We start from the raw sequence: 23706 nt of genomic DNA, 5'->3' as shown, positions 1-23706 counted from the left end.
GTCGAAGGGATGGCGGCTGATCCCGGACGGGGTAAATGCCGATGCAGGCAAGCATGGATTGTCGGGCCTTCGCCCGTCAGCCTTTTAGCTTACCACGCAACTGCAATGGACGTCTTCACTGCCGGCGGCTGGCGGTTTGCGCCGCCCGCCGTCAAAATGCGGGTCTTTGGAACGGACCAGCGCCATCGTTCGGATCTTTGGTGGCATTACGTGGATAACGCCGGCCGCGGTCTGCGGCCCTGCAGGCGGAGACATCGTCTATACCCAGGCACGGTCGACGGTGGCAGCGCTGCTGTCGGCGCTGCGCGACCTGGAATTGATCAACGCTACACGATTGATCTCATGGGTATTATGGGACTATGATTCGCTGGGCGAGGCCGATGCGTGCATCGTCGCCGCTGGTACGCCAGCAACGCCTTTTTTTGTCAGGCACCCCCTGAAATGGCGACATTTCGGCAACACTATCGGCAAAACCGCGCTTGCGTGGCAACCTTGTTGGGGTTAGTAACGTTGCCGAGTTGTCGTTTCCAAATCCTAATTATAAGGGGAATATCTATGCGAAAGTTAGTCATAGGACTGGCGTTGGCATCTACCGCCCTGACCACACCGGCGCTTGCCCGTGATGGCCAGTGGTATGTTGGCGTCGAAGGCGGCGCCATGCTCGTCGAGGACATCGAATTTGATGTCGGTGCGGTCAGCAATGCTGTGGTCGCCGATACCAGAACCGGTTATGATGTCGGCGGCATCGTGGGTTACGATTTCGGTCCGTTCCGTATGGAAGCCGAAGTCAGCTATCGTGAAGCTGATATCAACGGCGTTCAGGCCAATGGCGTCGGCATCTCGCGTGGCGTCGGTCCGCTCCAGACTGGTCGCTTTGACGCAGTCGGCAGCGCGAACGTGCTTTCGTTCATGCTCAACGGCTTGGTCGACTTCGGCCCCGATGACGGCCTTCAGGGCTTTGTCGGCGGCGGCGTCGGCGTGGCTCGTACCGACATCAACGGTTCGACCCAGCCCGGCACCGGTCGTTTTGTCGACGATTCCGACACCGGCTTTGCTTGGCAGATCTTGGCAGGCGTTCGCGCTCCGCTGAGCGACAGCTGGGACGTTGGTCTGAAGTATCGCTTCTTCAACAGCGATTCGGTCAGCCTGATCGATAGCGCCGGACGTGATTTCGATGGCCGCTTCCGCAGCCACTCGGTCCTGGGCAGCATCATCTACAACTTCGGTGGTGAAGAAGTGGCTCCGCCGCCTCCCCCGCCGCCGCCGCCCCCGCCGCCCCCGCCTCCCCCGCCGCCTCCTCCGCCGCCGCCTCCGCCGGTTTGCGAGAAGGGTCCGTACATCGTGTTCTTCGACTTCGATAAGTCGAACATCACGCCGGAAGCAGCGACCATTCTGGACAACGCCGTGGCAGCCTATGGCAGCTGTGGTTCGGTTCCGGTCATGCTGGCAGGTCACGCCGACCGTTCGGGTCCGGCTACCTACAACGTTGGTCTGTCTCAGCGCCGCGCCGAATCCGTCAAGGCCTACCTGGTCTCGCGGAACATCCCGGCAAGCGCGATCAGCACTCAGGCTTTCGGGGAAACCCAGAACCGCGTGCAGACCGCCGATGGCGTTCGCGAACTTCAGAACCGTCGCGTGGAAATCACGTACGGTCCGGGTTCGGGCATGTAAGCCACTCGCTGGATCGCAAGATCTGGCAACAAAATCGGGGTCGGTCTTCGGACCGGCCCCTTTTTTGTGTCTGGCGCGCACAGCGAAGTTGGGCATTTGATGCACGCCGCTTGTCGCTGCGAGCCGAAAGGCTTATGTTGAAGCCATGGACCAGCAGACAGCCACCGCCGATATCATCCTCACCCCAAGTGCCGCGAACCGCGTCGCGGCGATTGCCGCGAAGCAGGGCAAGCCGGCCGTGCTTCGGCTGTCGGTCGAAGGCGGAGGGTGCTCGGGGTTCCAGTACCGCTTCGGTCTGGCGGATGCTGCCGAGGAAGGGGATACCATCGCGGTCCAGGACGGCGTGTCGCTCGTTGTGGACGAGATGAGCCTCGATCTGGTACGCGGCAGCGCGGTCGACTTTGTTGAATCGCTCGGTGGTTCTGCCTTTCAGGTTACCAACCCGAACGCTGCCTCCGGCTGCGGCTGCGGGTCGAGTTTCTCCATCTAAGGCCTAAAGCGTTCGCCTGATGACAGGCAACCGTCGCTGGTGGGGAACCTTTCGGCGCAGCGTCGCGTAACGTAAATCGAAACGTTATTGCCAACCGCCGCTGGAAGGACTTCCCATGCTTAGAGCCGCCCTCATTTTCGCGATCATTGCACTTGTTCTGGGGGTGCTGGGTTTTGGCGGACTGGCTGGCTTCGCCTGGGACCTTGCTAAAATCCTGTTCTGGATCGCGGTGGTGATAGCCGTCGCCCTGTTCGTCATCGGTACCTTCATCTACAAAAAGGTAACCTGAAGCCACCAGCGCTTCGCGCTTCTGCGACATCGATCTGGTGCCGGGTATCGTCCCTGCTTTTCCAAGTCAATCACCGATGGTATTCACCTCATTCTAATCATCAGCGCCACTGGTCAGGTACCAGTGGCGCTGCTCTCTTGTGAAAGTCTGACATAATGGAGCCTGCAAACCGTGATGGGCCTGACCGCATGACGGGAATGGGCCGGGTCGCTGCCATGACGATGGTCGTCGTGGCCATCTTGGGCCTCGCGTGGCTGTTGGTGGAACTCGCCGGATTCCTCATGATGGTGTTTGCCGCCCTAGTGCTTGCAGCTATCCTTTCGTCGATCGCAGGTGGCGTGTGTCGCGTTACCGGTATGAGCCGCGGCCCGGCCCTGGCGATTTCGGTGGTCCTGCTGCTGGGCGTTTTCGCGGGCGTGTTCACCCTGTTCGGGTCACAGCTCGCCAGCCAGTTCGATACCATCCAGCAGAGCATCCCGCCCGCCATCAACAGTGTCGAAGCCCAGCTCGACCAGATCGGTCTCGGGCAATCGGCCCGCGACCTCTTCAAGCAGGGTAGCGGCGACATCTCCAGCATGGCATCGCGCCTTGGCGGGTTCGCGATGACGGCAACCAACAGTCTCGCCAACTTTCTGCTCATCTTCTTTGGCGCGATCTTCATCGCCAGCGACCCTCAGGTCTATCGGCGCGGCGTCGTCCTGCTCATGCCGCAGCGTGCGGAAAAGCCGCTCGATGATGCGCTTGAGGATGCAGCTCGCGGATTGCGCGGCTGGATGCTGGGGCAGGCGGTTTCGTCGATTTTTGTCGCCATGTTTTCGGCGGCGGGACTTGCGCTGTTGGGTGTCCCCGCGGCCGGCGGTCTGGGACTGATCGCTGGTCTACTCGACATCATCCCCATGGTCGGCCCGATCATCGCGGCCGTCCCCGCGGTGCTGCTGGCGTTCACCGTTTCGCCCACGATCGCACTCTGGACGCTGGTGCTGTACATCATAGTCCAGCAGCTGCAGAGCAATCTGCTGCAGCCGATGATCCAGAAGCACGCGGTAGACGTGCCCCCTGCGGTGCTGTTGTTTGCCGTGGTTGCCGCAGGGCTGCTCTTTGGATTTATGGGCGTCCTGCTGGCGGCGCCGCTGACCGTCGTGATCTTCGTCATGGTTCAGCGCCTCTATGTGAAGACGCTGCTCGACAAGGATATCAAGGTCGCGGGTCAGAAGTGACCCGCGACCTTATAGCGGGTTGCCGTCCTTGTCGCGATACACCTCGCGCCGGCCCACATGGTTGGGCGCGCTGATGAAGCCGTCTTCCTCCATTCGCTCGACCAGCCGCGCCGCGCTGTTGTAGCCGATCCGCAACTGGCGCTGCAGCCAGCTGGTCGAGGCCTTCTGGCTTTCGAACACGATCTGGCACGCGCTGCGGTACATCTGCTCTTCGGGCGTATCATCGAGGCTTGCTCCATCGAGCGCAAAGCCGCCGTCTTCGGGCTCTTCGGTGACCGCCTGAACGTAGTCGGGCGCGCCCTGCGAGCGCCAGTGATCGGCAACCCGGCGGACCTCTTCATCGGACACGAACGGCCCGTGGACGCGCTCGACCTGTTTGCCGCCCGACATATACAGCATGTCGCCCTTGCCCAGCAGCTGCTCGGCACCCTGTTCGCCCAGGATGGTGCGCGAATCGATCTTGCTGGTGACGTGGAAGCTGATCCGGGTGGGCAGGTTGGCCTTGATCACGCCGGTGATAACGTCGACCGAGGGACGCTGCGTCGCCATGATCAGATGGATGCCTGCTGCGCGGGCCTTCTGCGCCAGCCGCTGGATCAGGAACTCGACTTCCTTGCCCGCGGTCATCATCAAGTCGGCGAGCTCGTCGACGATGACCACGATCTGGGGCATCGGCTCGTAATCGAGCTGCTTCTTTTCATATTGCGGCTGGCCGCTGACAGGATCCCAGCCGGTCTGGACCTCTTCGCCCAGCGGAATGCCCTTGGCCTTGGCGACACGGATCTTGTCGTTGAAGTTGACCAGGCTGCGAACCTTCAATTCGCTCATCATCCGGTAGCGCTCTTCCATCTGCTCGACCGCCCATTTGAGCGCGCGGATCGCCTTTTGCGGCTCGGTGACCACCGGCGAGAGCAGATGCGGGATGCCGTCATAGATCGACAGCTCGAGCATCTTGGGATCGATCATGATCAACCGCAGCGTCTCCGGCGTCATCCGGTAGAGCAGCGACAGGATCATGGCGTTGAGGCCGACCGACTTGCCCGATCCGGTGGTCCCCGCGATCAGCAGATGCGGCATCGGCGCCAGGTCGGCGATCACCGGGTCGCCCGAGATGTTCTTGCCCAGGATCACCGGAAGCTGGCCGGTGTTCTCTGCAAAGTGGCTCGACCCGATCATTTCGTGCAGCACCACGGCATCGCGGTGCTGGTTGGGCAACTCGATGCCCAGTTCCTTGCGGCACGGGATCGCTGCGACGCGCGCCGACCGCGCCGACATGTTGCGCGCGATGTCGTCGGCCAGTTGGATGACGCGGTTGGCCTTGATGCCGGGCGCGGGCAGCAGCTCGTAGCGGGTGACGACCGGGCCGGGACGGACCGCGGTGATCTCACCCTTGACGTTGAAGTCGCTGAGCACGGTCTCGAGCAGCCGCGCGTTGCGCTCCAGCGCGATCTTGTCGAGCGCCGGGCCGGTGCTGGATGGCGGCGGATCGAGCAGGTCGACCGAGGGCAGGTCATAGGGCCCGAAGAAATCGCCCTGCTTGCTCTTGGGGCCAAGCTGGGCCTTGGCCGGACGCAGCGAAGGTTCGGTAATTTCCGGCGGCGGACGGTTGTCGGGAACGGCTTCCTTGCGCGGCGCGGCCAGCGCAGGACGCTGAGGCTCCTGCGCGTTGTCGAGGCTGTCAGCGTCGTCTTCATCGATCACCGGACCGATGGGCTTACGGAACAGCGCTTCAGGCACGCTGACCTTGATCGGCGGCATCCGCAGCAGCCCGCGTTCGAGACCGAGCGCCTTCCAGCCCAAAAGCGTTCCGACCAGGGCAAACAGGCTTGCGCTGCCATAGATCCCCCAGACAGCGCCCGCCGGTGGGAGCAGATTGCCGAGGGCCGCGACGCCGCGCGCACCGATCAATCCGGCAAGACCCCCGGGCCCGGCAGGAAAGGCTTGCGCAGACTCGCCGAAAAAGATCGCCGCCGCCACGGCGAGCAGCAGGATGCTGGCCAAGGTTGCCAGAAAGGCGCGGCGCCAATGGCCCAAGGGGCGGTTGATCCACATCCGGTGCGCCTGCACCGCGGTGATCGGAAGGATCAGCGCACTGGCAGGCCCTGCTAGAAACAACATGAGATCGGAAATCCAGGCGCCGGTCGCCCCCATCCAGTTATCGATCGGACCGCCTGCCGCGGTGTTGAACGACGGATCGGTCTGCTCATAGGTGATCATCGAGATCGCCACGAACACCGCGACGGTAAACAGCGTCAACGACAGGATCAGGCTGCCGCTGCGCAACAGGCTTTGACGCATCAGGTCGCGCCAATCGGGCGCGTTTCTGGTGGCGGCGCGACTGGCCATGTCCTGCATTACTCCGGCAATATGGTAAATATCTCCCATTTTGCGCAGAGGACGGACTCCGCGTCAAGCAAGGACTTAAGCGCGAGTCCGGGCGGCAAAGCCCCTGTTCAGCGGGCATCTTGCGTCCTACATTGGCGCGATGACCCAGACCCCCACTTCAGCACAGCATAGCGACATCCTCATCATGGGCGCAGGGCCGGTCGGCCTTGCCTTGGCACTGGCGCTGGCGCGTTCCGGAATGAGCGTTCGGGTGGTGGACCGGATCACGCCAAAAACGCTGGCCGACCCCGCCTTTGACGGGCGCGCGTCGGCACTGGCGAGCACGAGCTGGCAGATGCTGCACAATCTGGGCCTGGCCGACGCATTGTGGCGCGATGCCTGCCCGATCGATCGCATTGCCGTCAGCGATGGGCTGCGCAAGGGCGGACTGGATTTCGATGCCGGGGTCGAGGGCATGGGGGTGATGCTGCCCAACAGCCTGTTGCGCGCGTGCCTGTTCGAAGCGGCGAGCGCCGACCCGGACATCGATCTGGTGATGGCTGCCGAAGTCGCCACCCGTTCAGTCGATGCGCACCGCGCCACGATCACGCTTGCTGATGGGCGCGCATTTTCCGCATCGCTGCTGGTCGGCGCCGAAGGCCGGCAGTCGCCGACGCGCGATCTGGCCGGGATCACTCTGGGCCAATGGTCCTATGGGCAGCGCGGCATCGTGACGGCGGTGACGCTGGAAAAATCGCACCAGAACACCGCGTTCGAGATATTCTATCCCGATGGCCCGCTCGCCATTCTCCCGCTCAACGATGACGACGAGGGCCGCGCGATGGCGTCGATCGTCTGGACGGTGCCCGAAGGCAAGGCCGATGCCTGGGTGTCGTTGTCCGACCGGGCCTTCGGCGCTGCGCTGACCAAGATGAGCGGCGGGTTTCTGGGCGATATCACGCCCGTCGCGCCGCGCAGCAGCTGGCCGCTGACCCTGTGTCAGGCCAGCGCCATGGTCGCGCCGCGGATCGCGTTGGTAGGCGACAGCGCCCACATCATTCATCCGATCGCGGGGCAGGGGCTCAACCTTGGGTTGCGCGATGCCGCCGCGTTGGCGCAGGTGCTGGGCGAAGGCGCGCGGCTGGGGCTTGATCCCGGCGATCTGGCCCAGCTCAAGCGCTATCAGAACTGGCGGATGCTCGACAATGCGATGATGGCTGGTGCGACCGATGTGCTCAACCGGCTTTACGGTCTGCCAGGAAGCGGGCCGTCGCTGGTGCGGCGTCTGGGCATGCAGATTGTCGGGCGCACCGGCCTGATCCGGCGGTTCATCATCGATGAGGCACGCGGCGCGAGCGGCGACCTGCCCGACCTGCTGTTGGCGAACGATTGAGGCTGATCATTCGATAGGTGCCCGTCGCCGTGAAGCGCCGGCCTGTCCTGTGCCGGTGCACGGCCGCCGTTCGCGCCTGAGAAAACCCCTTGATGTTGACGCTGCGTCAAGTGGCATAAGCCGCTTATGGCTGATTCGCTCGACATCGCCGCCGTCACCCGGCTGACTGGTCTCACCGCCCGCGCGCTGCGGTTCTACGAGGCGCGCGGGCTGGTGCAGCCGTTGCGTACCGCGTCGGGGCGACGGCATTATGATGCCGCAGCGCTCGAGCGGCTCAACCTGATATTGTCGCTCAAGAAGGCAGGGCTCACGCTGGCGCAGATCCAGCGGCTGACCGCCAACCGCAGGATCGACCTGCACGGCCTGATTACCGCGCAGCTCGACCATCTCGAGGCGCAGGCGCGGCGCATATCCGAGGCGCAAACGCTGCTCGTTTCCGTCAAGTCACGCATCGATCGCGGCGAGCCCATCGATGCCGAGACCTTTTGCTCGCTGATCCGACACGAACAACAGGACAGTACCACGATGTCTCAAGACCAATGGAAGGCGGTTACCGACCGCTATTTTACCCCCGAGCAACAGGCCGAATGGGCCGACCGCATGGGCGCGCTGGGCGAGGATTTCGATCAGGACGCTTATGCTGCCGAGTGGAAGGCGCTGGGCGACGATATCAAGGCAGCGCTGCCGATGGACCCTTCGGGCGAGGCGGCCGCGGGCTTCGTCCAACGCTGGTTCGACCTGCTCAAGCCGTTCACCGATGTCGCCTCGCCCGCGATGTGGACTGGCACGATGAAGATGTATGACGACATGGACAATTGGCCGGTCCAGGCCGATCCCGGCTTCGATACCGAGGTCTGGGCGTTCATGAAACAGGCGACCGCGGCGCGGATGCTCGCGGGCGTTTCGCTTGCGCTGCCCAAGCAGCCAGGGTGAAGGGGCAGACAATGAATGCATGGGTGCTGTTGGCCTTGGCCATCGTCTGCGAGATCGCAGGCACCAGCCTGCTCAAGGCGTCGGCAGGGTTCAGCAAGCCGGCTTTCGGCATGGCGTCGATGGCCTGCTATGGCCTGTGCTTCTGGCTGCTGGCCTTCGCCTTCACCCGCATCCCGATGGGCATCGCCTATGCGATCTGGTCGGGCGTCGGCGTGGTGGCGGTGGCGGTGATCGGCTGGCTGGTGTTCCGCCAGTCGATCAATCTCTATCAGGCGGGGTTCATCGCGCTGACGCTGATCGGCACGACGGGGCTGTATCTCACGACGCCGCCCGAGGCCGATGTGAAGGAAGAGATCGTTCAGTAAACCTCTCCCCTCCCGCAGGCGGGAGGGGCAGGTCTGGCTTGCCGGACCGGGGGTGGGCCTGGAAAGCGCGATCGTTCAGTTCAGGCCCACCTCGGCCTTCGGCCACCCCTCCCGCACGCGGGAGGGGAGAGGCTCATCCTCGCCGCCACTTGCGATCCGCCAGCACGACCTTCGCCGCATTGTGCCCCGGTGCGCCGGTGACGCCGCCGCCGGGATGGGTGCCCGATCCGCACATATACAGGCCTTTGAGCGGCCCGCGATAATCGGCGTGGCCCAGCACGGGCCGTGCCGCCCAGAGCTGGTCGAGGCTCATCCGCCCGTGGAAGATGTCGCCGCCGATCAGCCCGAAGGTGCGCTCGAGCCCCTTGGGGCTGAGCACCTGTTGCCCAAGGATCGAGGCGCGGAAACCCGGTGCATGCGCCTCGACCGTATCGATGATCGTATCGGCCGCCGCCGCTTCCTGCTGCGGCGTCCAGTCCAGCTTGGGGTCGAACTGCTGGCAGAACAGGCTGGCGACATGGTGCCCCGCAGGCGCCAGACTGTCGTCGACGATCGAGGGGATCAGCATCTCGACGATCGGCGCGCGCGACCAGCCATGCGCCTTGGCGTCGCTGAACGCGCGGTCCATGTAATCGAGGCTGGGGGCGATCACGATCCCGGCGCGCTGATGTTCGCCGTCTCCGGGAAGCGCGGCAAAATTCGGCAGCCGGTCGAGCGCGACGTTCATCCGGAAGCTGCCCGATCCACAGACATAGCCTTGGATCCGCCGCGCGAAATCTTGCGGAAGCGCGGCGCGCGGCACCATGCGGCCATAGAGCAGCTTCGGCCCGACATTGGCGATAATCCGCGGCGCGCGCAGCTCTTCGCCACTCGCCAGTCGCACCCCGGTGGCGCGCCCGTCCTCGACCAGCACCTGTTCGACCGGGCTGTTGAGGCTGATCTCGACGCCGTGCTCGGCGCACGCCTGCGCCATCATCTGCGTGATCGAGCCCATGCCGCCGATGACATGCCCCCAGCTTCCCTTGTTGCCGTTGACCTCGCCGAACACATGGTGGAGCAGCACATAGGCCGAGCCCGGCGTATCCGGGCTGGCGTAATTGCCGACCACCGCGTCGAACCCGAACGCCGCCTGCACGGACGCGCTCTCGAACCAGGGTGCCAAGAATTCGCGCGCCGACTTGGTGAACAGGTCGAGCATGTCGCGCTGCACCTCGCACGGCAGGCGCGACAGCAGCCGCCCGGTGGTCAGCGCCTCGATCAGCCCGGCGACGCCGCCGCCGAGATTGGGCGGCGGGCGCAGCGCCAGATCGCGCAGCACATCGGCGACCCGCTCGAGCATCGCATAATAACCGGGCAGCGCCTCGGCATCGGCTTTCGAGAAGCGTGCGAACGCCGCCTGGGTCCGCTCCAGGCCACCGCCCAGAATCAGATGATCGCCATCGGGCAGCGGCAGGAAGTTCGAGACCGGCCGCTCGATCACGCGATAGCCGCGCGCGACCAGCCCCATGTCGGCGATGACGCGCGGTTGCAGCAGGCTGACGGTGTAGCTCGCCACAGAATTGCGAAAGCCAGGGTAAAATTCCTGCGTCACCGCAGCCCCGCCGACCACTTCGCGCGCTTCCAGGATGCGCACCGACATGCCCGCGCGCGCCAGATAGAAGGCGCAGACCAGGCCGTTGTGGCCGCCGCCGATGATAAGCGCGTCAGGCTGGGACGGATCGTGTGCCATCTGTCTGGCCTAGCCCGCCGTCCGGGTCGCGCCAAGCCTCGTCGAGCCCATGCCAGGAGATGGTGTCACAAGAAATCGCTGGCGTCGCGCAGCGGATATTGATAGCGGTTCGCAACACCATCATGCTTCTTGACCAGCTCCCAACCGGCCAGCGCGCGGAAATTGCCGCGATCGACTGGAGCGTCCTGCCTTCAGACGAAGGCAAAAGGCTGCGCGCACTGGGCGTCGACGAAGGCGCGAGCGTCACCATCCGCCATCGCGGCATCTTTTTCGGGCGTGATCCGATCGCGCTCAGCATCGGGCGGATGACGGTGGCGATCCGCCGTGTCCACGCCCGCGCGATCACGCTGCGCCCTCTCGAAGCCGTGCCTGCTGACCTACCGGAAGCCGCCGAATGACCCTTCACCAGCCGCTGATCGCACTGGTCGGCAACCCCAACGCTGGCAAGAGCGCGCTGTTCAACGCGCTCACCGGCGCACGCCAGAAGATCGCGAATTATCCCGGCGTTACGGTCGAGCGCAAATCGGGTCGGTTCAGCTTTGCCGATGGCCGGCCGGGCGAACTGATCGACCTGCCGGGCAGCTACAGTCTCGACCCGACCAGCCCCGACGAGGCGGTCACCCGCGACGTGGTGATGGGCTGCCAGGCGGGCGAACGCCAGCCCGAGGCGCTGATCATCGTGCTCGATTCGGCCAATCTCGACCAGCATCTGGTGTTCGCGCTCGAACTGCTCGCGCTGGGCCTGCCCACCGTGGTCGCGCTCAACATGGTCGACCTTGCCGAACGCGATGGCCTGACGCTCGATCCGGCGCGGCTGGCGGCGGATCTTGGCGTCCCGGTGATCCCCACCGTCGCGGTGCGGCGCAAGGGCCTCACCGAGCTTGCGGCTGCGCTGGATACGGTGATCCTCGCCAAACAGGCACCGCACGCACCCTTGGGCGAGCCCGACATGCGCGCGCGGCGCAGACGCGCGGAAACCATCGCGCACGCTGCCATTGTCTCGCAGACCGACAGCCGCCGCTGGACCGACCGCGCCGATGGTGTGCTGCTGCATCCGTTTGCCGGGCCGATCATCCTGTTTGCCCTGCTGTTCATCATCTTCCAGGCGGTGTTCAGCTGGGCCTCGCCCTTTGCCGATGGGCTGGAGGCGGGCGCTGCGGCGCTGAGCGAGTTCGCCAGCGCGGTGATCCCCGAGGGCTTTTTTCGATCGATGATCGTTGACGGTGTTATCGCCGGCGTCGGCTCGGTCGTCGTTTTCCTGCCGCAGATCATCATCCTTTTCTTCTTCATCCTGCTGATGGAGGCGACCGGCTACATGGCGCGTGCGGCGTTCATCATGGACCGGATGATGGCGGGCGTCGGCCTGTCCGGGCGTTCGTTCATCCCGCTGCTGTCGAGCTTCGCCTGCGCGATTCCCGGAATCATGGCGACGCGCAGCATCTCTGACGAAAAGGACCGGCTGACCACGATCCTGATTGCACCGCTGATGACCTGCTCGGCGCGGCTGCCGGTCTATACCGTGATCATCGCCGCCTTCATCCCATCCACCGCGGTGGGCCCGGGGATCGGCATGCAGGGGCTCGTGCTGTTCGGGCTCTATGTCTTCGGCATCATCGGCGCGATGGTGGTCGCTTTGGTGCTGCGCTCGACCGTCGCCAAGGGCGGCGCGAGCGGATTCCTGATGGAAATGCCCAAATACCAGATGCCGCGCATTGCCGATCTGGCGATGGGGCTGTGGCAGCGCGCCTGGCTGTTCCTGCGCCGCGCGGGCACGATCATCTTTGCGGTGACCATCGGCCTGTGGCTGCTGCTCACCTATCCGCAGGTGCCCGAAGGCAGCAGCATGAGCCAGTCCGAATATTCGGCTGCCGGACGAATCGCAGGCGTGCTCGAACCGGTCGTGGCGCCGATCGGGTTCAGCCGCGACATCGCACTGGCGCTGATCCCGGCGATGGCGGCGCGCGAGGTTGCGGTCTCGGCGCTGGCGACGACCTATGCGATCGATGCGCCCGACGAGGAAACCGAGGCGCTGGCGCTGGGCGAACGCCTTGCGGGGCGCTGGTCGCTGCCCACGGCGCTGGCGTTCCTCGCCTGGTTCGTGTTCGCGCCGCAGTGCATCTCGACGATCGCGGTGACCAAGCGCGAGACCAACGGCTGGAAATGGCCGATTTTCATGCTGACCTATCTGTTTGGGCTGGCCTGGGTCGCGGCTGGGATTACCTTCTGGACCGCGACGGCTTTAGGGCTATAAACGGCACAACCGATCGGCGCGAAACCTTGCCCGGTCCATCCATCACAGCATCACATTTCCGGGGAAAGCATATGTCGGGTAGCGTCAACAAGGTCATTCTGATCGGCAATCTGGGCGCCGACCCGGAAGTCCGCAGCTTCCAGAACGGCGGCAAGGTCGCCAATCTGCGCATCGCCACGACCGAGACCTGGAAGGACCGCAACTCGGGCGAAAAGCAGGAACGCACCGACTGGCACAATGTCGCGATCTTCGGCGATGGCCTTGCCGGCGTGGCCGAGCGCTTCCTGCGCAAGGGCTCCAAGATCTATGTCGAAGGCCAGCTTCGCACCCGCAAGTGGCAGGACCAGTCGGGCGCCGACCGTTACACCACCGAGGTGGTGCTGCAGGGCCCGGGCGCGGTGCTGACCATGCTTGACGGCAAGCCCGGCGGCGGCGGCGGCGGCGGCGGCGGCGGCGGTGACTTCGGTGGCGGACGCAGCAGCGGCGGCTCTTCGGGCGGTGGCTCGGGTGGCGCGCGCGGCTTCAACGACAGCGGTTCGGGCGGCGGTTCAGGCGGTGGCAGCAACTGGGGCGGCGGCGGCGGCGGCTTCGACGACGACCTCAACGACGACGTGCCGTTCTGATCCGAGGGCACCAGGCGATGTCGTTCACCGTCTATCACAACCCCAGATGCGGCACCTCGCGCAACGTGCTCGCCGCAATCCGCGAGGCGGGGCATGAGCCTGAGGTCATCGAATATCTCAAGACCCCGCCCTCGCGCGAGACTCTGGAAAGCCTGATCGCGCGCGCTGACGGCGGCGCACGCGGCCTGCTGCGTGCCAAGGAGCCCCTGGTCAAGGACCTGGGGCTCGATGACGCCGGCGTCTCCGACGCGCAGATCATCGATGCGATGATGGCGCATCCGATCTTGATCAACCGCCCGATCGTGGTGACGCCCACAGCGGTGAGGCTCTGCCGTCCCAGCGAGACGGTGGCCGAACTGCTCTGAACACGAAAACCCCGGCGCGGCCGTAACCGTGCCGGGGTTTCGGAGCGGACGCGTGGGGCGATTCAGCCCAGATAATCGTGCAGCACGCGGCCATACGGCAGCGTCATGTCGGTCACCAGATGCAGCCCGCCTGTATGTTCGAGCACCGGAAGGTCGGCGAGCGGGCAGTTGACCGAATCGACCAGTTCGACGCGCGCACGGCCGGTCCACGCACCCTTGATCACGACATCGGCAAAGGTGATGCCCACCAGTTGCGCGATCGCGGGCGACCCGTCGATGTCGGGAATCAGCTTGAGCGTCACCTGGGTGCGCTTGAGCAGCGCCTCGATCGCCGATGGATCGGTCGGGCTGCCGTGCTTGTAGACCATCGTTCCGCTGGCGACGGTCTGCCCGGCATAGGTCAGCACCCCGGTCAGCGTGTCGCCGACCGTGTCGAGCTTGGCGATGCCGTACTTCATCGGATAGCCCCAGATCTCGCGTCCACCTGCCAGCGGCGGGCAGTTGTCGACATACATCTGGGTAAGGAAACTGCACTTCTCGCCATTGAGCGTGCAGGGGATCGCCTGCGCGACCGCCGAATAGGCGCCGAAGCCCTCGCCATCGGGCAGATCGAGCCACTGGATCGATACGGTATCGCCATCGGGCTCGAGCGGCTCGGGCAGCATCGCGCGGATCTTGGCCGGATCGGTGCGATAGTTGACGATCATGTACTGGCGTTCGAAGAATTTGTACGGGCCCACCGGATAGGTCGGGCTTTGCAGCGGCATCGAGCTGAGCTGCAGCACATCCTGCTTGTTCATATGTCCCTCCCTCAGCCCGCGGCGTCTTTGATGTAATCGAACAGCACCCGCCCGTGCGGTAGCGTGAGATCGCTGACGAAGTGCTTTCCGCCGACGATGCGCAGGATCGGAAGGTCCGCCACCGGCGCGTTGACATGCGGAATCAGCTGCAACCGCGCCGGGCTGACCCAGCTGCCCTTCACCGTAATGTCCTCGAGGTTGTATGCGACCAGCTGGCAGATCTTGGGGCTGCCATCGACGTCGGGGATGATCTTGAGGTTGCACGATGTCTTGGTCATCGATTTGGCCTGCGCCTCGCAGCCGCCGGGGCTTTCCTGCCACTTATAGGCCATCGTCCCCATTGCGACGGTCTGCCCCGCATAGGACAATGTCCCGGTCAGCGTGTCCGAGGCGACGATCAACTTGGGCAGCGCGTATTTCTTGGGGAAACCCCAGATCTCGCGGCCCGCGCTGATCGGCGGTTCGTCGTCGAGATACATCTGCGCGGTATAGTTGATCGGTTCGCCCTGATAGGTGCAGGGGATGACGATGCCGCTTTCGGTATAGTCGCCAAAGCCCGAGCTGTCGGGCATCTTGATCCACTCGTAGAGCACCAGATTGTCGGCGTTGGGCTCGAGCGGCTCGGGCACCGCGGCGCGCAGTGCGACCGGATCGGTCTCGTAGGTCACGATCATGAATTCGCGGTTGACGAAGCGGTATGGCCCGAGCGGATAGCTGGGCGCGACCGCGGGCATCGACGGCAGTTTGAGGATGTCTTGAGGTGTCATGGTCAGGCAGCCCCCTTTTTGACCAGAGGTTCAGAGAAAACGGCAGTTCACAGGAAAAAGGATTTGATGTCCGTCGACGAGTTGACCCCGACATCGTCGAAATGCTCGTCGAGCCATTTGGTGGCGCAGGCGCGGCCGACATCGCGCAGCTTCTTCATGAAGCCCCAGTCGGGGTTCAATTTGCTGGTGACGCCAAGGCTTTCCATGAAGACCTCGTCCTGGATCGAGTGGATCAGCATCCGGCGGTGCTTGTCGTCGTTGAGCTGGCCGTCATCGATCAGATGCGTGACGAACGCGATTGCGCGCATCTCGCGCATCAGGCTGGAATTGAAGCTGATCTCGTTGATCCGGTTGAGGATATCCTTGGCGGTCTTGGGGATTTCCTCGCGGTTGAGCGGATTGATATGGACGATCACGACATCGTTGGTCTGGCTGCCGTAGATCAGCGGAAAGATCGCCGGGTTGCCCATATAGCCGCCGTCCCAATAGGCCTCGCCATCGATCTCGATGGTCTGGAACATGAACGGCAGGCAGCCCGAAGCGAGCACCTGATCGGGGCCGATCTCGTGGTTCTCGAACATGCGGACCTTGCCGGTGCGCACGTTGGTGGCCGAGAGGAACAGTTTGATCGGGCAGCCCTCGCGCAGCACGTTGAAATCCACCGCGCCTTGCAGGACATCGCGCAGCGGATTGAGGTTGAACGGGTTGAGCTCGTACGGCGACATCACCCGCGAGAGGATGTCCATCATCAGGAACGCCGGGCTGAAATCGAGGCTGTGGTTGCCCATCGCCTTGTCGATCCACGATGGCTGCAGCGGGCCCTTGGCGCCTTCGTCGCTGATCTTCTTCCAGAATTTCTCGAGCTCTTCGCGCGCCCCGTCGGCGCCGCCGATGGTCAGGCCATAGCCCAGCACAGTGGCGTTCATCGCGCCGGCGCTGGTCGCGCTCACCGCATCGAACTTGAGCCGCCCATCCTCGAGCAATCGGTCGAGCACCCCCCAGGCAAACGCCCCGTGCGCACCGCCGCCCTGTAGCGCCAGGTTGACCGGCTTGCTGTTCGCGGCCGCAACATATTTGTCACTTTTGGATTTCGCACCCGCAGCATCTGCCGCAGTCAACGGGTCAGCCGTCGCCATCGCATTTCCCCCCAGAAACTGATGCGAAACCCGTATATTTCCGTTGGAACGTAGGGGTAACTCACGTTAGACGAGTCGGCAAGAGCGATTCGCTGCACTTGCGAACAATGCTTCCGGGCCGCACCGCGCAACCGTATCGAGGGGATCTCACATGCTTAAGGGACTGAATGCCGTCGTCACCGGCTCGACCAGTGGAATTGGTCTGGGCATCGCCAATGTTCTGGCGTCCAAGGGTGCCAATCTGGTCATCACCGGCTTCGGCGATGCCGATGAAATAGAAAAGGAGCGCGCCGGCCTCGCCGCCAAATATGGCGTCGAGGTCGTCTACAGCAACGCCGACATGTCCAAGCCCGATGATGTCAAGGCGATGGTCGAATTGTGCGTCGAAAAGCTGGGCTCGGTCGACATCCTCGTCAACAACGCCGGCATCCAGCACACCGACGCGGTCGAGGACTTTCCCGCGGACAAATGGAATGCGGTGATTGCGATCAACCTGTCGGGCATCTTCTTCGCCATCCAGGCGGCCCTCCCGCACATGAAGGCCAAGGGCTTCGGCCGCATCATCAACATCGGATCGGTGCACGGCCTGATCGCCAGCAAGCACAAGGCGGCCTATGTCGCGGCCAAGCATGGCGTCGTCGGCCTCAGCAAGGTCGTCGCGCTTGAGAACGCCGGCACCGGGATCACCAGCAACACCATCTGCCCCGGCTGGGTTCACACCCCGCTGGTGCAGAAGCAGATCGAGGCGATGGCGGCCGACCAGGGCATCAGCGTGGAAGCCGCGACCGAAAAGCTGCTGATCGAAAAGCAGCCGAGCAAGCAGTTCGCCACCCCCGAACAGATGGGCGAACTCGCCGCGTTCCTCTCGAGCGAAGCGGCAGCGCAAATCACCGGCACCGCGATTCCCGTCGATGGCGGCTGGACTGCGCAGTAACATGCGACGACGGCAGCGGGGTCGGGGGGCTCCGCTGCCTCACCCCACCGGCGCCCTTCGCCGATAACTCAAAGCCTCCGCCACCTGCACCCGGCCCACAGTTTCCGCGCCGCTTAAATCCGCGATTGTGCGCGCTACTCTCAACACCCGCGTATACCCCCGCGCCGAGAGCCGCATCGCTTCGGCGGCGCGGGCCAATAGCTGCCGCGCTGGCTCATCCGGGGTCGCGAACCGCTCCAGCGCCTCGCCGTCGATCTCGGCATTGGTGCGCGCCTTGATATCGGCGTAGCGCGCGGTCTGCAGCGCGCGGGCGGCGGCGACGCGGGCGGCGACTTCGGCCGAGCCCTCGGCGGGCGGGGGCAGGGTCAGGTCGGCAGCGGTCACCGCCTCGACCTCGACATGCAGGTCGATGCGGTCGAGCAGCGGGCCCGACACCTTGGCCTGATAGTCGGCAGCGCAGCGCGGCGCGCGCGAGCAGCCGAGCGCCGGATCACCCAGGTGCCCGCAACGGCACGGGTTCATCGCTGCGATCATCTGCACCCGCGCCGGAAAGGTGACGTGCGCATTGGCGCGCGCGACGCTGACCTCGCCGGTCTGGAGCGGCTGGCGCAGCGAATCGAGCACGGTGCGTTGAAACTCGGGCAGTTCGTCGAGGAACAGCACGCCCAGATGCGCCATGCTGACCTCACCCGGGCGCACCTTGAGCCCACCGCCGACCAGTGCCGCCATCGAGGCGCTGTGATGGGGCGCGCGGAACGGGCGCGCGCGGCTGATCCGGCCGTCGGTGAGCGTGCCTGCGACCGATGCGACCATCGAGACTTCGAGTGCCTCTTCCGGGGTCAGCGGTGGCAGAATGCCAGGAAGGCACGAGGCCATCAGCGACTTGCCCGCGCCCGGCGGCCCGACCATCACCCTGTTGTGTCAAGCTACTCCTTATGATAAATCGTTACAAATGAATACCATACTATATGTGCGCTGGTCCAGTGCAGAACAGTCAGCCGGTTCATCCAAGGTCCGCCAGCTCGAAAGGTGCCGCGAGCATGCAAGCGTGCGTGGGTGGAAAATTGTCGAGGAGATCATAGAGGAGGGGGTTTCGGCATTCACTGGAGGACACCGGCGGGCAGGCAAAATGTCGCATATTCAGGCCCGAATAGAGGATGGGGAATTCAAAGACGGGGTCGTGTTGCTGGTCGAGAACCTGGACCGCCTATCCCGAGAAGAGCCGAAAAAGGTCTTCACTTGGTTGGAGCAAATCACAAGCCTCGGGGTGATCGTAGCAACCGTCGAGGGGGACCGACAATATCGGCAAGATAATCTCGACATGGCGACCATAATCGAGCTGGTGGTCAAGGCCGATCTTGCTCACCGCGAGTCGTTGAAAAAGAGTGAGCGCATTACAGCGTCATGGGACGACAAGCGTGCGCGGATTCTTGCTGGCGAGAATGTCATCCTCACGTCCAGAGCGCCGGCTTGGTTGCTCGTGGGTGAGGGACGAAAGGGTTTCAAAATTATTGCAGACCGTGCGCAGGTCGTTGTCCGTATCTTCGAAGAGACAGCGCAAGGGTTTGGGAAGCATCATATTGCACGCCGTTTGAACGAAGAGGAGGTGCCAACGTTTGGAAAATCACAGGCTTGGCATGCTTCTTACATTCAAAAGATATTGAACAACGTAGCCGTGCTAGGTGAATTTCAACTAGGCAAGAAGTCGGGTAGTGGCAAACGTTCACTAGTTGGCGACCCTATTAAAAACTATTACCCCGCGATTATCAGCGCCGACCTCTACGCCCGTGCGAGGGTTAGTATGCAAGATAAGGCTCGGCTAAATATGGGGCAGGGTCGGCGCCTGGCTAATCTCTTTTCTGGCCTGGCATACTGTGCTGGGTGCGGTGCTAAGATGACCTTAAGATCAAAAGGGCAGAAGAAGCGGGCAGATAGTCGTGTCGTTTACGAGGACTATCTTGTCTGCGATGCGATGCAGCGCGGCATTATTCAAGACCACGGAGGCAAATGTAAGAATAACGTTCGGTTCAATTACTCGTCAGTCGAACAAGGCGTGCTCAATGCGATTCTTTCAGATGCTGTTGGTGACGCTCATTTTGCCGCACCGCGTCAAGCTGCCAATATTGCACATGATTGCGCCATAGCAAAATTAGAACTCGAACGACTACGTGCTCGCGCAGATAGCGCGCTTGAGACGCATATTAGCATGCGACGTGAAGAAACGCTGGAAAAATACAAGAAAATGATCGAATTGTTCGATGCGCAAGAGGGGCTCATTGCCCATTTGAACGCATCGCTCGTTCAAGCGCGCGGCGCTGTTTCGCCAGATGAGCACGCAAAACGAATTGAAGTATTGAGAAACGAAATCCACTCCTCTGATGAGAATGTTAGATTTCCGGCGCGGTCTATAGTTCGCGTGGCTATCTCCGAATTAGTTGAAAAAATGAGTTTCCATCACAAAGCCCGAAGGGTCGGCATTCGTTTTAAATCAGGTGTTCGGACGGTCGTGATCGACGCGAAAACGACGAGTATTGCGCTAGATTTTTACGTGAGCGGACGGCGATTGTCACGCGAAGGCCTAAGCCCGCGTCAGCTACGGACCATAAAGGGCGTCCTCCAAAAGGGGCTGGCTGCTCGCAGGTCAGCAAGGCGGGAAGACACGTGATCAGAAACGGCTAGCGGTGCTTACAGAAATCCAGGGCTAAAGCCTGGAGCCAGAGGGCTCGCGCCGATCGCTGCAAGTGCGGCTGGCTGTGAGGGGCGCCATCTCACTTTTTGACATTCAGCTAGCTTCCGGGTGGCTCCCGGGGAAACTGACTTCAATCTGACGGGAAATGTGTATTTAGCTGGCGTCCCTTATTCGAGCATGGCAGCGTATGCGTGGAGACTAAGGGCCGAACGGCGGTTAAAAGCCGTGATATTATGGGGGACGGCTAGTTGCTAGATCAGATGTTCACGGCCGAAAATTTCCGGCGAATATTCGACAGGGAAAATCGCAAGGGGCTGGATGTCGTCGGCAGATACTTTCCGCATCTTTGCCCAATGACTGGTGCTGTTCGAGATAAGGTTGCCGAACTCAGAAAATTGAGGAAGGGCAAAGCATCCTTGGTTGCTTCGGTATTTGAGACGGCAGAGTCGAAAATAAAGGCCGAGCTTGCCGAATTGAAAGCCACGAAGTCGAATGCCGTCGATGTCGAGATGGAAAAGCTCAGCGCTGAGGTCGCCAAGCCTGAATTTAGATTGACGCTCTCTCAAAAGACCGGGCCGAATGGAAAGCCCGTCTACTGCATCGATAGCACAGCTGAAACGTTCTTTGTGGTGAAGCAGCTGCAGTGGAATATCTATCGTATTTATAAAGTTAAGCAGTCAAATCGGCATGAACTTGCGTGTCGCGTTCGTGATACGATTGGAACGGGATTTCCATTCGAATTTGTCCGGACAGACGTTTCTGAATTCTACGAGAGCATTGATCGAGATAAGCTATATAGAGCACTCGATAGCGATCAATTGCTGAGTTCATCGTCCAAGCGATTCATCCGTCAGATATTTACCTCCTACGGGAAAATCAGCGGTAGCCCAAAAGGAATTCCCCGCGGTGTGGGTATTAGCGCCTATTTGGCCGAGCTATTTCTCCGACCCGTTGACCGAGCTATCAGAGAGTTACCTGGAGCTGTCCTCTACTGCCGCTATGTGGATGACATTTTTGCAGTTTTTGCAAGGCCTCCGGTCGGTGCAGCTAGCGGAAGTTACAAGGACTTGGTGCTAGAGATACTTAATAAGCATAGTTTGACCAACAACGTAAAAAAGACGCAAGATTTTAATTTGGGAGACAAGGGTCCTCCAAAGAAGTTTGATTATCTTGGTTACAGTTATACAGCAACATTGAGAACACTAGAAATTGAGCCCAGTGATGCAAAGATTGAGAGACTGAGGAGTAGGGTTGATGCCGCATTCGCCGAGTATTGGCGGGACGTTCCCACGAGACAACGTCAGGCCTACCGCGAGATCGTAGCTAGGTTGAAATTTCTGACAGGAAACGCGCGATTGAAGAATAGTAAGTCGAGCGCGACAACTGGCATATACTATAATAGTCCAATTATCACAAATCTAAAAAAATACGATCCTCTAGATACACTGCTAAAAAAGCAGATCTTAAAGATAAAGCGGCCGAAACTGAGGAATTCATTGAACCGGTATCGGTTTAAATCTGGATTCGAGCAGCGACGATTTCATAATTTTAGCGCAGATGAGCTTAAGGTAATTGTAAAGGCTTGGCGGCATGTCTAAACGAAGTGTAGCTCTAACGCACCGTAGGCAGCGTGCAGTGATGACCGATATGCTGCCGTTCGAAGTTCCACCAACTTTCACAAATCGCGGATTTTTTGCATTTTTACGGGATCATAAGGTTGAGATCGAGGACGGCCGGGTTCGATGGATAGATCGCGGGCCTGGCCTGGAAAGAACCATCAAGCTAATATTCGGCGTAAAGAAAAATGTTGTCGTGGAAACAACTACACAGAAAGAGTGGGGGGCTGTTAAGCCAATAACTCGCCGCAGTGTGCCGTTAAAATCCTGCAGAATGGAAACAATACCATTTAATTTTCGGGTTGCGCATAAAATTGAGGGGCGGACTCTTAGTGTTGTTCATCCGCGTAATCAGGTTCGTATTGCCGAATTTTATGCTCGCCACAGTGCGATGATCACATATTATACATCGCTAAGCTCCTTTTCTATTCGTCGACCAGTTTCAGTATCGCGATATGCATTCTTTAAGGACAAGCTTCACGACCAAGATCTTGAAAGTATCTCAGGCGGGGTAGAAGAATATGGCCGGGAATACGAGCAGATCGGTTCCTATTTTGTATATCAAAAATATCGTAATATACACAAGTTTTTTGAATCCTATAAATATCATCGTTGCGAAAAAAAATATGACGCAATGATGCAGATAGATATAAGTAAATGCTTTGATAGCATTTACACCCATTCAATGCCTTGGGCTGTAATGGGAAAAAATCAGACGAAGTTTAATCTCGATGGATCAAAATCTACGTTTGGCGGTCGTTTTGATGCTGTGATGCAGCAGCTAAATCAGAATGAGACTAATGGAATTGTAATAGGCCCGGAATTCTCTAGAATATTTGCCGAAATCATTCTTCAGTCTGTTGACGTTGAACTGGAGCGCGCTCTTTTCGATCGGGCAAATTTAAAGCACAAAAGCCATTATGAGATTTTCCGATACGTCGATGATTTTTTTGTTTTCTATAATGATAAATCGACGGAGCTTCACGTCATTGAGGAGCTTCAAGAAATTTTGAAATCGAAAAAATTAGCGATAAATCCCGCAAAGTTAAAAGTATATCCTAAGCCCATAATAACTGAAATTACAATTGCGAAAGAGCATATTTCGACCTTGATGAATTCAGTTATTGACCCGTCTGTGGAAGAGACCGATAATAGTGATACTGGGGGCGAGATTGTTAAGAGATTTAGCTGTAATTTAAACGCCAATCGATTAATTGTTGGTTACAAGACAGTAATAAAAGAGTCGAAAGTAGAATACTCTGATCTATTGAATTACACGTTCGCAATTATTGAAAACAAAGTTGACATAATTATCGGGGCTTATTTGGCTAGTGATGGGGATCACATTGATCGCCGCCGAATGGTAAATGCTATTATAGCTCTTCTCGAGTTTTCGTTCTTTGCTTATTCAGCAAGTCCGAAAGTGAATCATACTATTAGAATGTGTCGAATGGTGGCGACAGCAGTCGGTTTTTTAACCAGTCGTCAGTTTCCTCATGAGCTCAAGCATCTGCTTTTCAAATTCGTGCATGATAATATTCGCGAGATGCTGGCTAAGAATAAAATGAGTTCTCACAGAGAGATTGAGAGCTTGTATCTGCTGATAGTGCTATCTGGAATTGGTCGCGAATATTGGCTTCCGGAAGAGGCTGTAGCTAGCCACTTCCTTATAAAATGGGATGAGAAATCGGGAGTTTATCTGCGCGAGAAATTTTTAAATCACTTTTCAATCACCGTTCTCTTGTCATACGTAAAGAATAAAGTGAGGTATGCAAAACTTCGCGCCTTTATTGAAGCTCAGGCTCTTGCGAAGCTCGATTTTGTCAAGACGCATTGTCCAAATGATGCTGAGGCTTTGATGCTATTTCTGGACCTAGTTGTTTGTCCTTACGTGTCGGTCGCTACTCAAAATTCTGCGGGTGCCATCTTCGGTTTGGATGCCGCTCAGTTGGCAGAGCTTCAGGCGGTCAACAGTCATTGGTTCACGGCCTGGGGCGACAAATTTGATCTCACAAAGGAACTGGACGCGAAGCGTAGTCGTGACGTATATTGAAATTGGCGCTCCGCTCAAACCAAATGGCTGTTGGCAGCCCACACACAAGCGCCATCTCGA

General features: G+C 60.4%; 21 protein-coding genes and 1 pseudogene. 16 read left to right on the top strand and 6 right to left on the bottom strand.

All coding sequences use genetic code 11. From position 1 onward, the window contains the following. Positions 1-166: 166 nt before the first annotated feature. The 5 genes from QUV11_RS06100 to QUV11_RS06080 all read left to right on the top strand — a co-directional run bounded on the left by QUV11_RS06100 (position 167) and on the right by QUV11_RS06080 (position 3667). Entirely contained in the window at positions 167-505 is a 339-nt protein-coding gene (locus QUV11_RS06100; RefSeq protein WP_300881080.1) for a hypothetical protein, read from the top strand. A 50-nt stretch (positions 506-555) separates the two neighbouring features. Next, entirely contained in the window at positions 556-1671 is a 1116-nt protein-coding gene (locus QUV11_RS06095) for an OmpA family protein (RefSeq protein WP_300881079.1), read from the top strand. Positions 1672-1816: 145 nt separating this feature from the next. Beyond that, the gene (erpA, locus tag QUV11_RS06090; RefSeq protein ID WP_300881078.1) at positions 1817-2161 is read left to right on the top strand and encodes an iron-sulfur cluster insertion protein ErpA; all 345 of its coding nucleotides are present in this window, start codon (positions 1817-1819) and stop codon (positions 2159-2161) included. A gap of 115 nt (positions 2162-2276) precedes the next feature. Next, complete coding sequence (locus QUV11_RS06085) at positions 2277-2450, top strand: DUF1328 domain-containing protein (protein WP_188512619.1); 174 nt, start codon at positions 2277-2279, stop codon at positions 2448-2450. A gap of 188 nt (positions 2451-2638) precedes the next feature. Continuing rightward, positions 2639-3667 carry an AI-2E family transporter gene (locus QUV11_RS06080; RefSeq protein WP_300881077.1) on the top strand — a complete coding sequence of 343 codons (1029 nt, stop codon included), beginning with the start codon at positions 2639-2641 and terminating at the stop codon, positions 3665-3667. A gap of 9 nt (positions 3668-3676) precedes the next feature. Here the strand turns inward: QUV11_RS06080 and QUV11_RS06075 are convergent, their stop codons facing one another. After that, positions 3677-6013, bottom strand: a complete 2337-nt coding sequence (locus tag QUV11_RS06075) for a DNA translocase FtsK (protein WP_300881076.1) — start codon at positions 6011-6013, stop codon at positions 3677-3679. Between the two features lie 139 nt (positions 6014-6152). Between QUV11_RS06075 and QUV11_RS06070 the strand changes: the two genes are divergently transcribed. From QUV11_RS06070 to QUV11_RS06060, 3 genes are all read left to right on the top strand, one after another. Then, a complete protein-coding gene (locus tag QUV11_RS06070; RefSeq protein WP_300881075.1) occupies positions 6153-7385 on the top strand; it encodes a UbiH/UbiF/VisC/COQ6 family ubiquinone biosynthesis hydroxylase in 1233 nt (410 codons plus the stop codon). 126 nt (positions 7386-7511) lie between these two features. Further along, positions 7512-8318, top strand: a complete 807-nt coding sequence (locus tag QUV11_RS06065) for a MerR family transcriptional regulator (protein WP_300881074.1) — start codon at positions 7512-7514, stop codon at positions 8316-8318. A gap of 11 nt (positions 8319-8329) precedes the next feature. Continuing rightward, positions 8330-8683: a multidrug efflux SMR transporter gene (locus QUV11_RS06060; protein WP_300881073.1), complete on the top strand. Its 354-nt coding sequence runs from the start codon at positions 8330-8332 to the stop codon at positions 8681-8683. A gap of 133 nt (positions 8684-8816) precedes the next feature. Here QUV11_RS06060 and QUV11_RS06055 read toward each other — a convergent pair whose 3' ends face one another. After that, complete coding sequence (locus tag QUV11_RS06055) at positions 8817-10412, bottom strand: NAD(P)/FAD-dependent oxidoreductase (protein WP_300881072.1); 1596 nt, start codon at positions 10410-10412, stop codon at positions 8817-8819. A 62-nt stretch (positions 10413-10474) separates the two neighbouring features. Between QUV11_RS06055 and QUV11_RS06050 the strand changes: the two genes are divergently transcribed. The 4 genes from QUV11_RS06050 to arsC all read left to right on the top strand — a co-directional run bounded on the left by QUV11_RS06050 (position 10475) and on the right by arsC (position 13651). Then, positions 10475-10810, top strand: coding sequence for a ferrous iron transport protein A (locus QUV11_RS06050; RefSeq protein WP_367279844.1), 336 nt, complete (start codon positions 10475-10477; stop codon positions 10808-10810). Continuing rightward, on the top strand, positions 10807-12663 hold the full coding sequence (locus QUV11_RS06045; RefSeq protein WP_300881071.1) for a ferrous iron transporter B: 1857 nt from the start codon (positions 10807-10809) through the stop codon (positions 12661-12663). Before QUV11_RS06050 ends, QUV11_RS06045 begins: the two co-directional genes overlap by 4 nt. Before the next feature lie 71 nt (positions 12664-12734). Then, positions 12735-13286 (top strand): single-stranded DNA-binding protein, encoded by a 552-nt coding sequence (gene ssb, locus QUV11_RS06040; RefSeq protein ID WP_300881070.1) that lies wholly within the window; start codon positions 12735-12737, stop codon positions 13284-13286. Positions 13287-13303: 17 nt separating this feature from the next. Further along, complete coding sequence (gene arsC / locus QUV11_RS06035; RefSeq protein WP_300881069.1) at positions 13304-13651, top strand: arsenate reductase (glutaredoxin); 348 nt, start codon at positions 13304-13306, stop codon at positions 13649-13651. 62 nt (positions 13652-13713) lie between these two features. Here arsC and QUV11_RS06030 read toward each other — a convergent pair whose 3' ends face one another. The 3 genes from QUV11_RS06030 to QUV11_RS06020 are packed head-to-tail and all read right to left on the bottom strand — an operon-like array spanning position 13714 to position 16354. Then, positions 13714-14451 (bottom strand): acetoacetate decarboxylase, encoded by a 738-nt coding sequence (locus QUV11_RS06030; protein WP_300881068.1) that lies wholly within the window; start codon positions 14449-14451, stop codon positions 13714-13716. An 11-nt stretch (positions 14452-14462) separates the two neighbouring features. Continuing rightward, positions 14463-15218: an acetoacetate decarboxylase gene (locus QUV11_RS06025; protein WP_300881067.1), complete on the bottom strand. Its 756-nt coding sequence runs from the start codon at positions 15216-15218 to the stop codon at positions 14463-14465. Between the two features lie 47 nt (positions 15219-15265). Then, positions 15266-16354, bottom strand: a complete 1089-nt coding sequence (locus QUV11_RS06020; RefSeq protein ID WP_300881066.1) for a patatin-like phospholipase family protein — start codon at positions 16352-16354, stop codon at positions 15266-15268. A 151-nt stretch (positions 16355-16505) separates the two neighbouring features. Between QUV11_RS06020 and QUV11_RS06015 the strand changes: the two genes are divergently transcribed. After that, positions 16506-17288 (top strand): 3-hydroxybutyrate dehydrogenase, encoded by a 783-nt coding sequence (locus QUV11_RS06015; protein ID WP_300881065.1) that lies wholly within the window; start codon positions 16506-16508, stop codon positions 17286-17288. Between the two features lie 39 nt (positions 17289-17327). Here QUV11_RS06015 and QUV11_RS06010 read toward each other — a convergent pair. Next, a pseudogene (locus QUV11_RS06010) lies at positions 17328-18209 on the bottom strand (YifB family Mg chelatase-like AAA ATPase); the annotation flags it as partial. Between QUV11_RS06010 and QUV11_RS06005 the strand changes: the two are divergent. The 3 genes from QUV11_RS06005 to drt3b all read left to right on the top strand — a co-directional run bounded on the left by QUV11_RS06005 (position 18142) and on the right by drt3b (position 23646). Beyond that, complete coding sequence (locus QUV11_RS06005) at positions 18142-19953, top strand: recombinase family protein (RefSeq protein WP_367279843.1); 1812 nt, start codon at positions 18142-18144, stop codon at positions 19951-19953. The pseudogene QUV11_RS06010 and the gene QUV11_RS06005 sit on opposite strands and share 68 nt — an antisense overlap. A gap of 284 nt (positions 19954-20237) precedes the next feature. Beyond that, positions 20238-21575 (top strand): antiviral reverse transcriptase Drt3a, encoded by a 1338-nt coding sequence (drt3a, locus tag QUV11_RS06000; protein WP_300881064.1) that lies wholly within the window; start codon positions 20238-20240, stop codon positions 21573-21575. 40 nt (positions 21576-21615) lie between these two features. Next, a complete protein-coding gene (gene drt3b, locus QUV11_RS05995) occupies positions 21616-23646 on the top strand; it encodes an antiviral reverse transcriptase Drt3b (RefSeq protein WP_300881063.1) in 2031 nt (676 codons plus the stop codon). The last annotated feature ends 60 nt before the right edge of the window (positions 23647-23706 follow it).

It is taken from the genome of Blastomonas sp. (genome assembly GCF_030373265.1).
GTDB lineage: Bacteria > Pseudomonadota > Alphaproteobacteria > Sphingomonadales > Sphingomonadaceae > Blastomonas.
The sequence above is the reverse complement of the archived record's forward strand: the minus strand, read 5'-3'. Positions and strand labels throughout refer to the sequence as shown.

What these genes read in the sequence shown, in the direction of transcription:
- ssb (WP_300881070.1), top strand. Translation starts at nt 12,735, where the DNA reads ATGTCGGGTAGCGTCAACAAGGTCATTCTGATCGGCAATCTGGGCGCC.
- QUV11_RS06055 (WP_300881072.1), bottom strand. Translation starts at nt 10,412, where the DNA reads ATGGCACACGATCCGTCCCAGCCTGACGCGCTTATCATCGGCGGCGGC.
- QUV11_RS06030 (WP_300881068.1), bottom strand. Translation starts at nt 14,451, where the DNA reads ATGAACAAGCAGGATGTGCTGCAGCTCAGCTCGATGCCGCTGCAAAGC.
- QUV11_RS06060 (WP_300881073.1), top strand. Translation starts at nt 8,330, where the DNA reads ATGAATGCATGGGTGCTGTTGGCCTTGGCCATCGTCTGCGAGATCGCA.
- drt3a (WP_300881064.1), top strand. Translation starts at nt 20,238, where the DNA reads ATGTTCACGGCCGAAAATTTCCGGCGAATATTCGACAGGGAAAATCGC.
- arsC (WP_300881069.1), top strand. Translation starts at nt 13,304, where the DNA reads ATGTCGTTCACCGTCTATCACAACCCCAGATGCGGCACCTCGCGCAAC.
- QUV11_RS06075 (WP_300881076.1), bottom strand. Translation starts at nt 6,013, where the DNA reads ATGGCCAGTCGCGCCGCCACCAGAAACGCGCCCGATTGGCGCGACCTG.
- QUV11_RS06095 (WP_300881079.1), top strand. Translation starts at nt 556, where the DNA reads ATGCGAAAGTTAGTCATAGGACTGGCGTTGGCATCTACCGCCCTGACC.
- QUV11_RS06005 (WP_367279843.1), top strand. Translation starts at nt 18,142, where the DNA reads ATGCCAGGAAGGCACGAGGCCATCAGCGACTTGCCCGCGCCCGGCGGC.
- QUV11_RS06085 (WP_188512619.1), top strand. Translation starts at nt 2,277, where the DNA reads ATGCTTAGAGCCGCCCTCATTTTCGCGATCATTGCACTTGTTCTGGGG.
- QUV11_RS06015 (WP_300881065.1), top strand. Translation starts at nt 16,506, where the DNA reads ATGCTTAAGGGACTGAATGCCGTCGTCACCGGCTCGACCAGTGGAATT.
- drt3b (WP_300881063.1), top strand. Translation starts at nt 21,616, where the DNA reads ATGACCGATATGCTGCCGTTCGAAGTTCCACCAACTTTCACAAATCGC.
- QUV11_RS06070 (WP_300881075.1), top strand. Translation starts at nt 6,153, where the DNA reads ATGACCCAGACCCCCACTTCAGCACAGCATAGCGACATCCTCATCATG.
- QUV11_RS06065 (WP_300881074.1), top strand. Translation starts at nt 7,512, where the DNA reads ATGGCTGATTCGCTCGACATCGCCGCCGTCACCCGGCTGACTGGTCTC.
- QUV11_RS06045 (WP_300881071.1), top strand. Translation starts at nt 10,807, where the DNA reads ATGACCCTTCACCAGCCGCTGATCGCACTGGTCGGCAACCCCAACGCT.
- QUV11_RS06025 (WP_300881067.1), bottom strand. Translation starts at nt 15,218, where the DNA reads ATGACACCTCAAGACATCCTCAAACTGCCGTCGATGCCCGCGGTCGCG.
- erpA (WP_300881078.1), top strand. Translation starts at nt 1,817, where the DNA reads ATGGACCAGCAGACAGCCACCGCCGATATCATCCTCACCCCAAGTGCC.
- QUV11_RS06080 (WP_300881077.1), top strand. Translation starts at nt 2,639, where the DNA reads ATGACGGGAATGGGCCGGGTCGCTGCCATGACGATGGTCGTCGTGGCC.
- QUV11_RS06020 (WP_300881066.1), bottom strand. Translation starts at nt 16,354, where the DNA reads ATGGCGACGGCTGACCCGTTGACTGCGGCAGATGCTGCGGGTGCGAAA.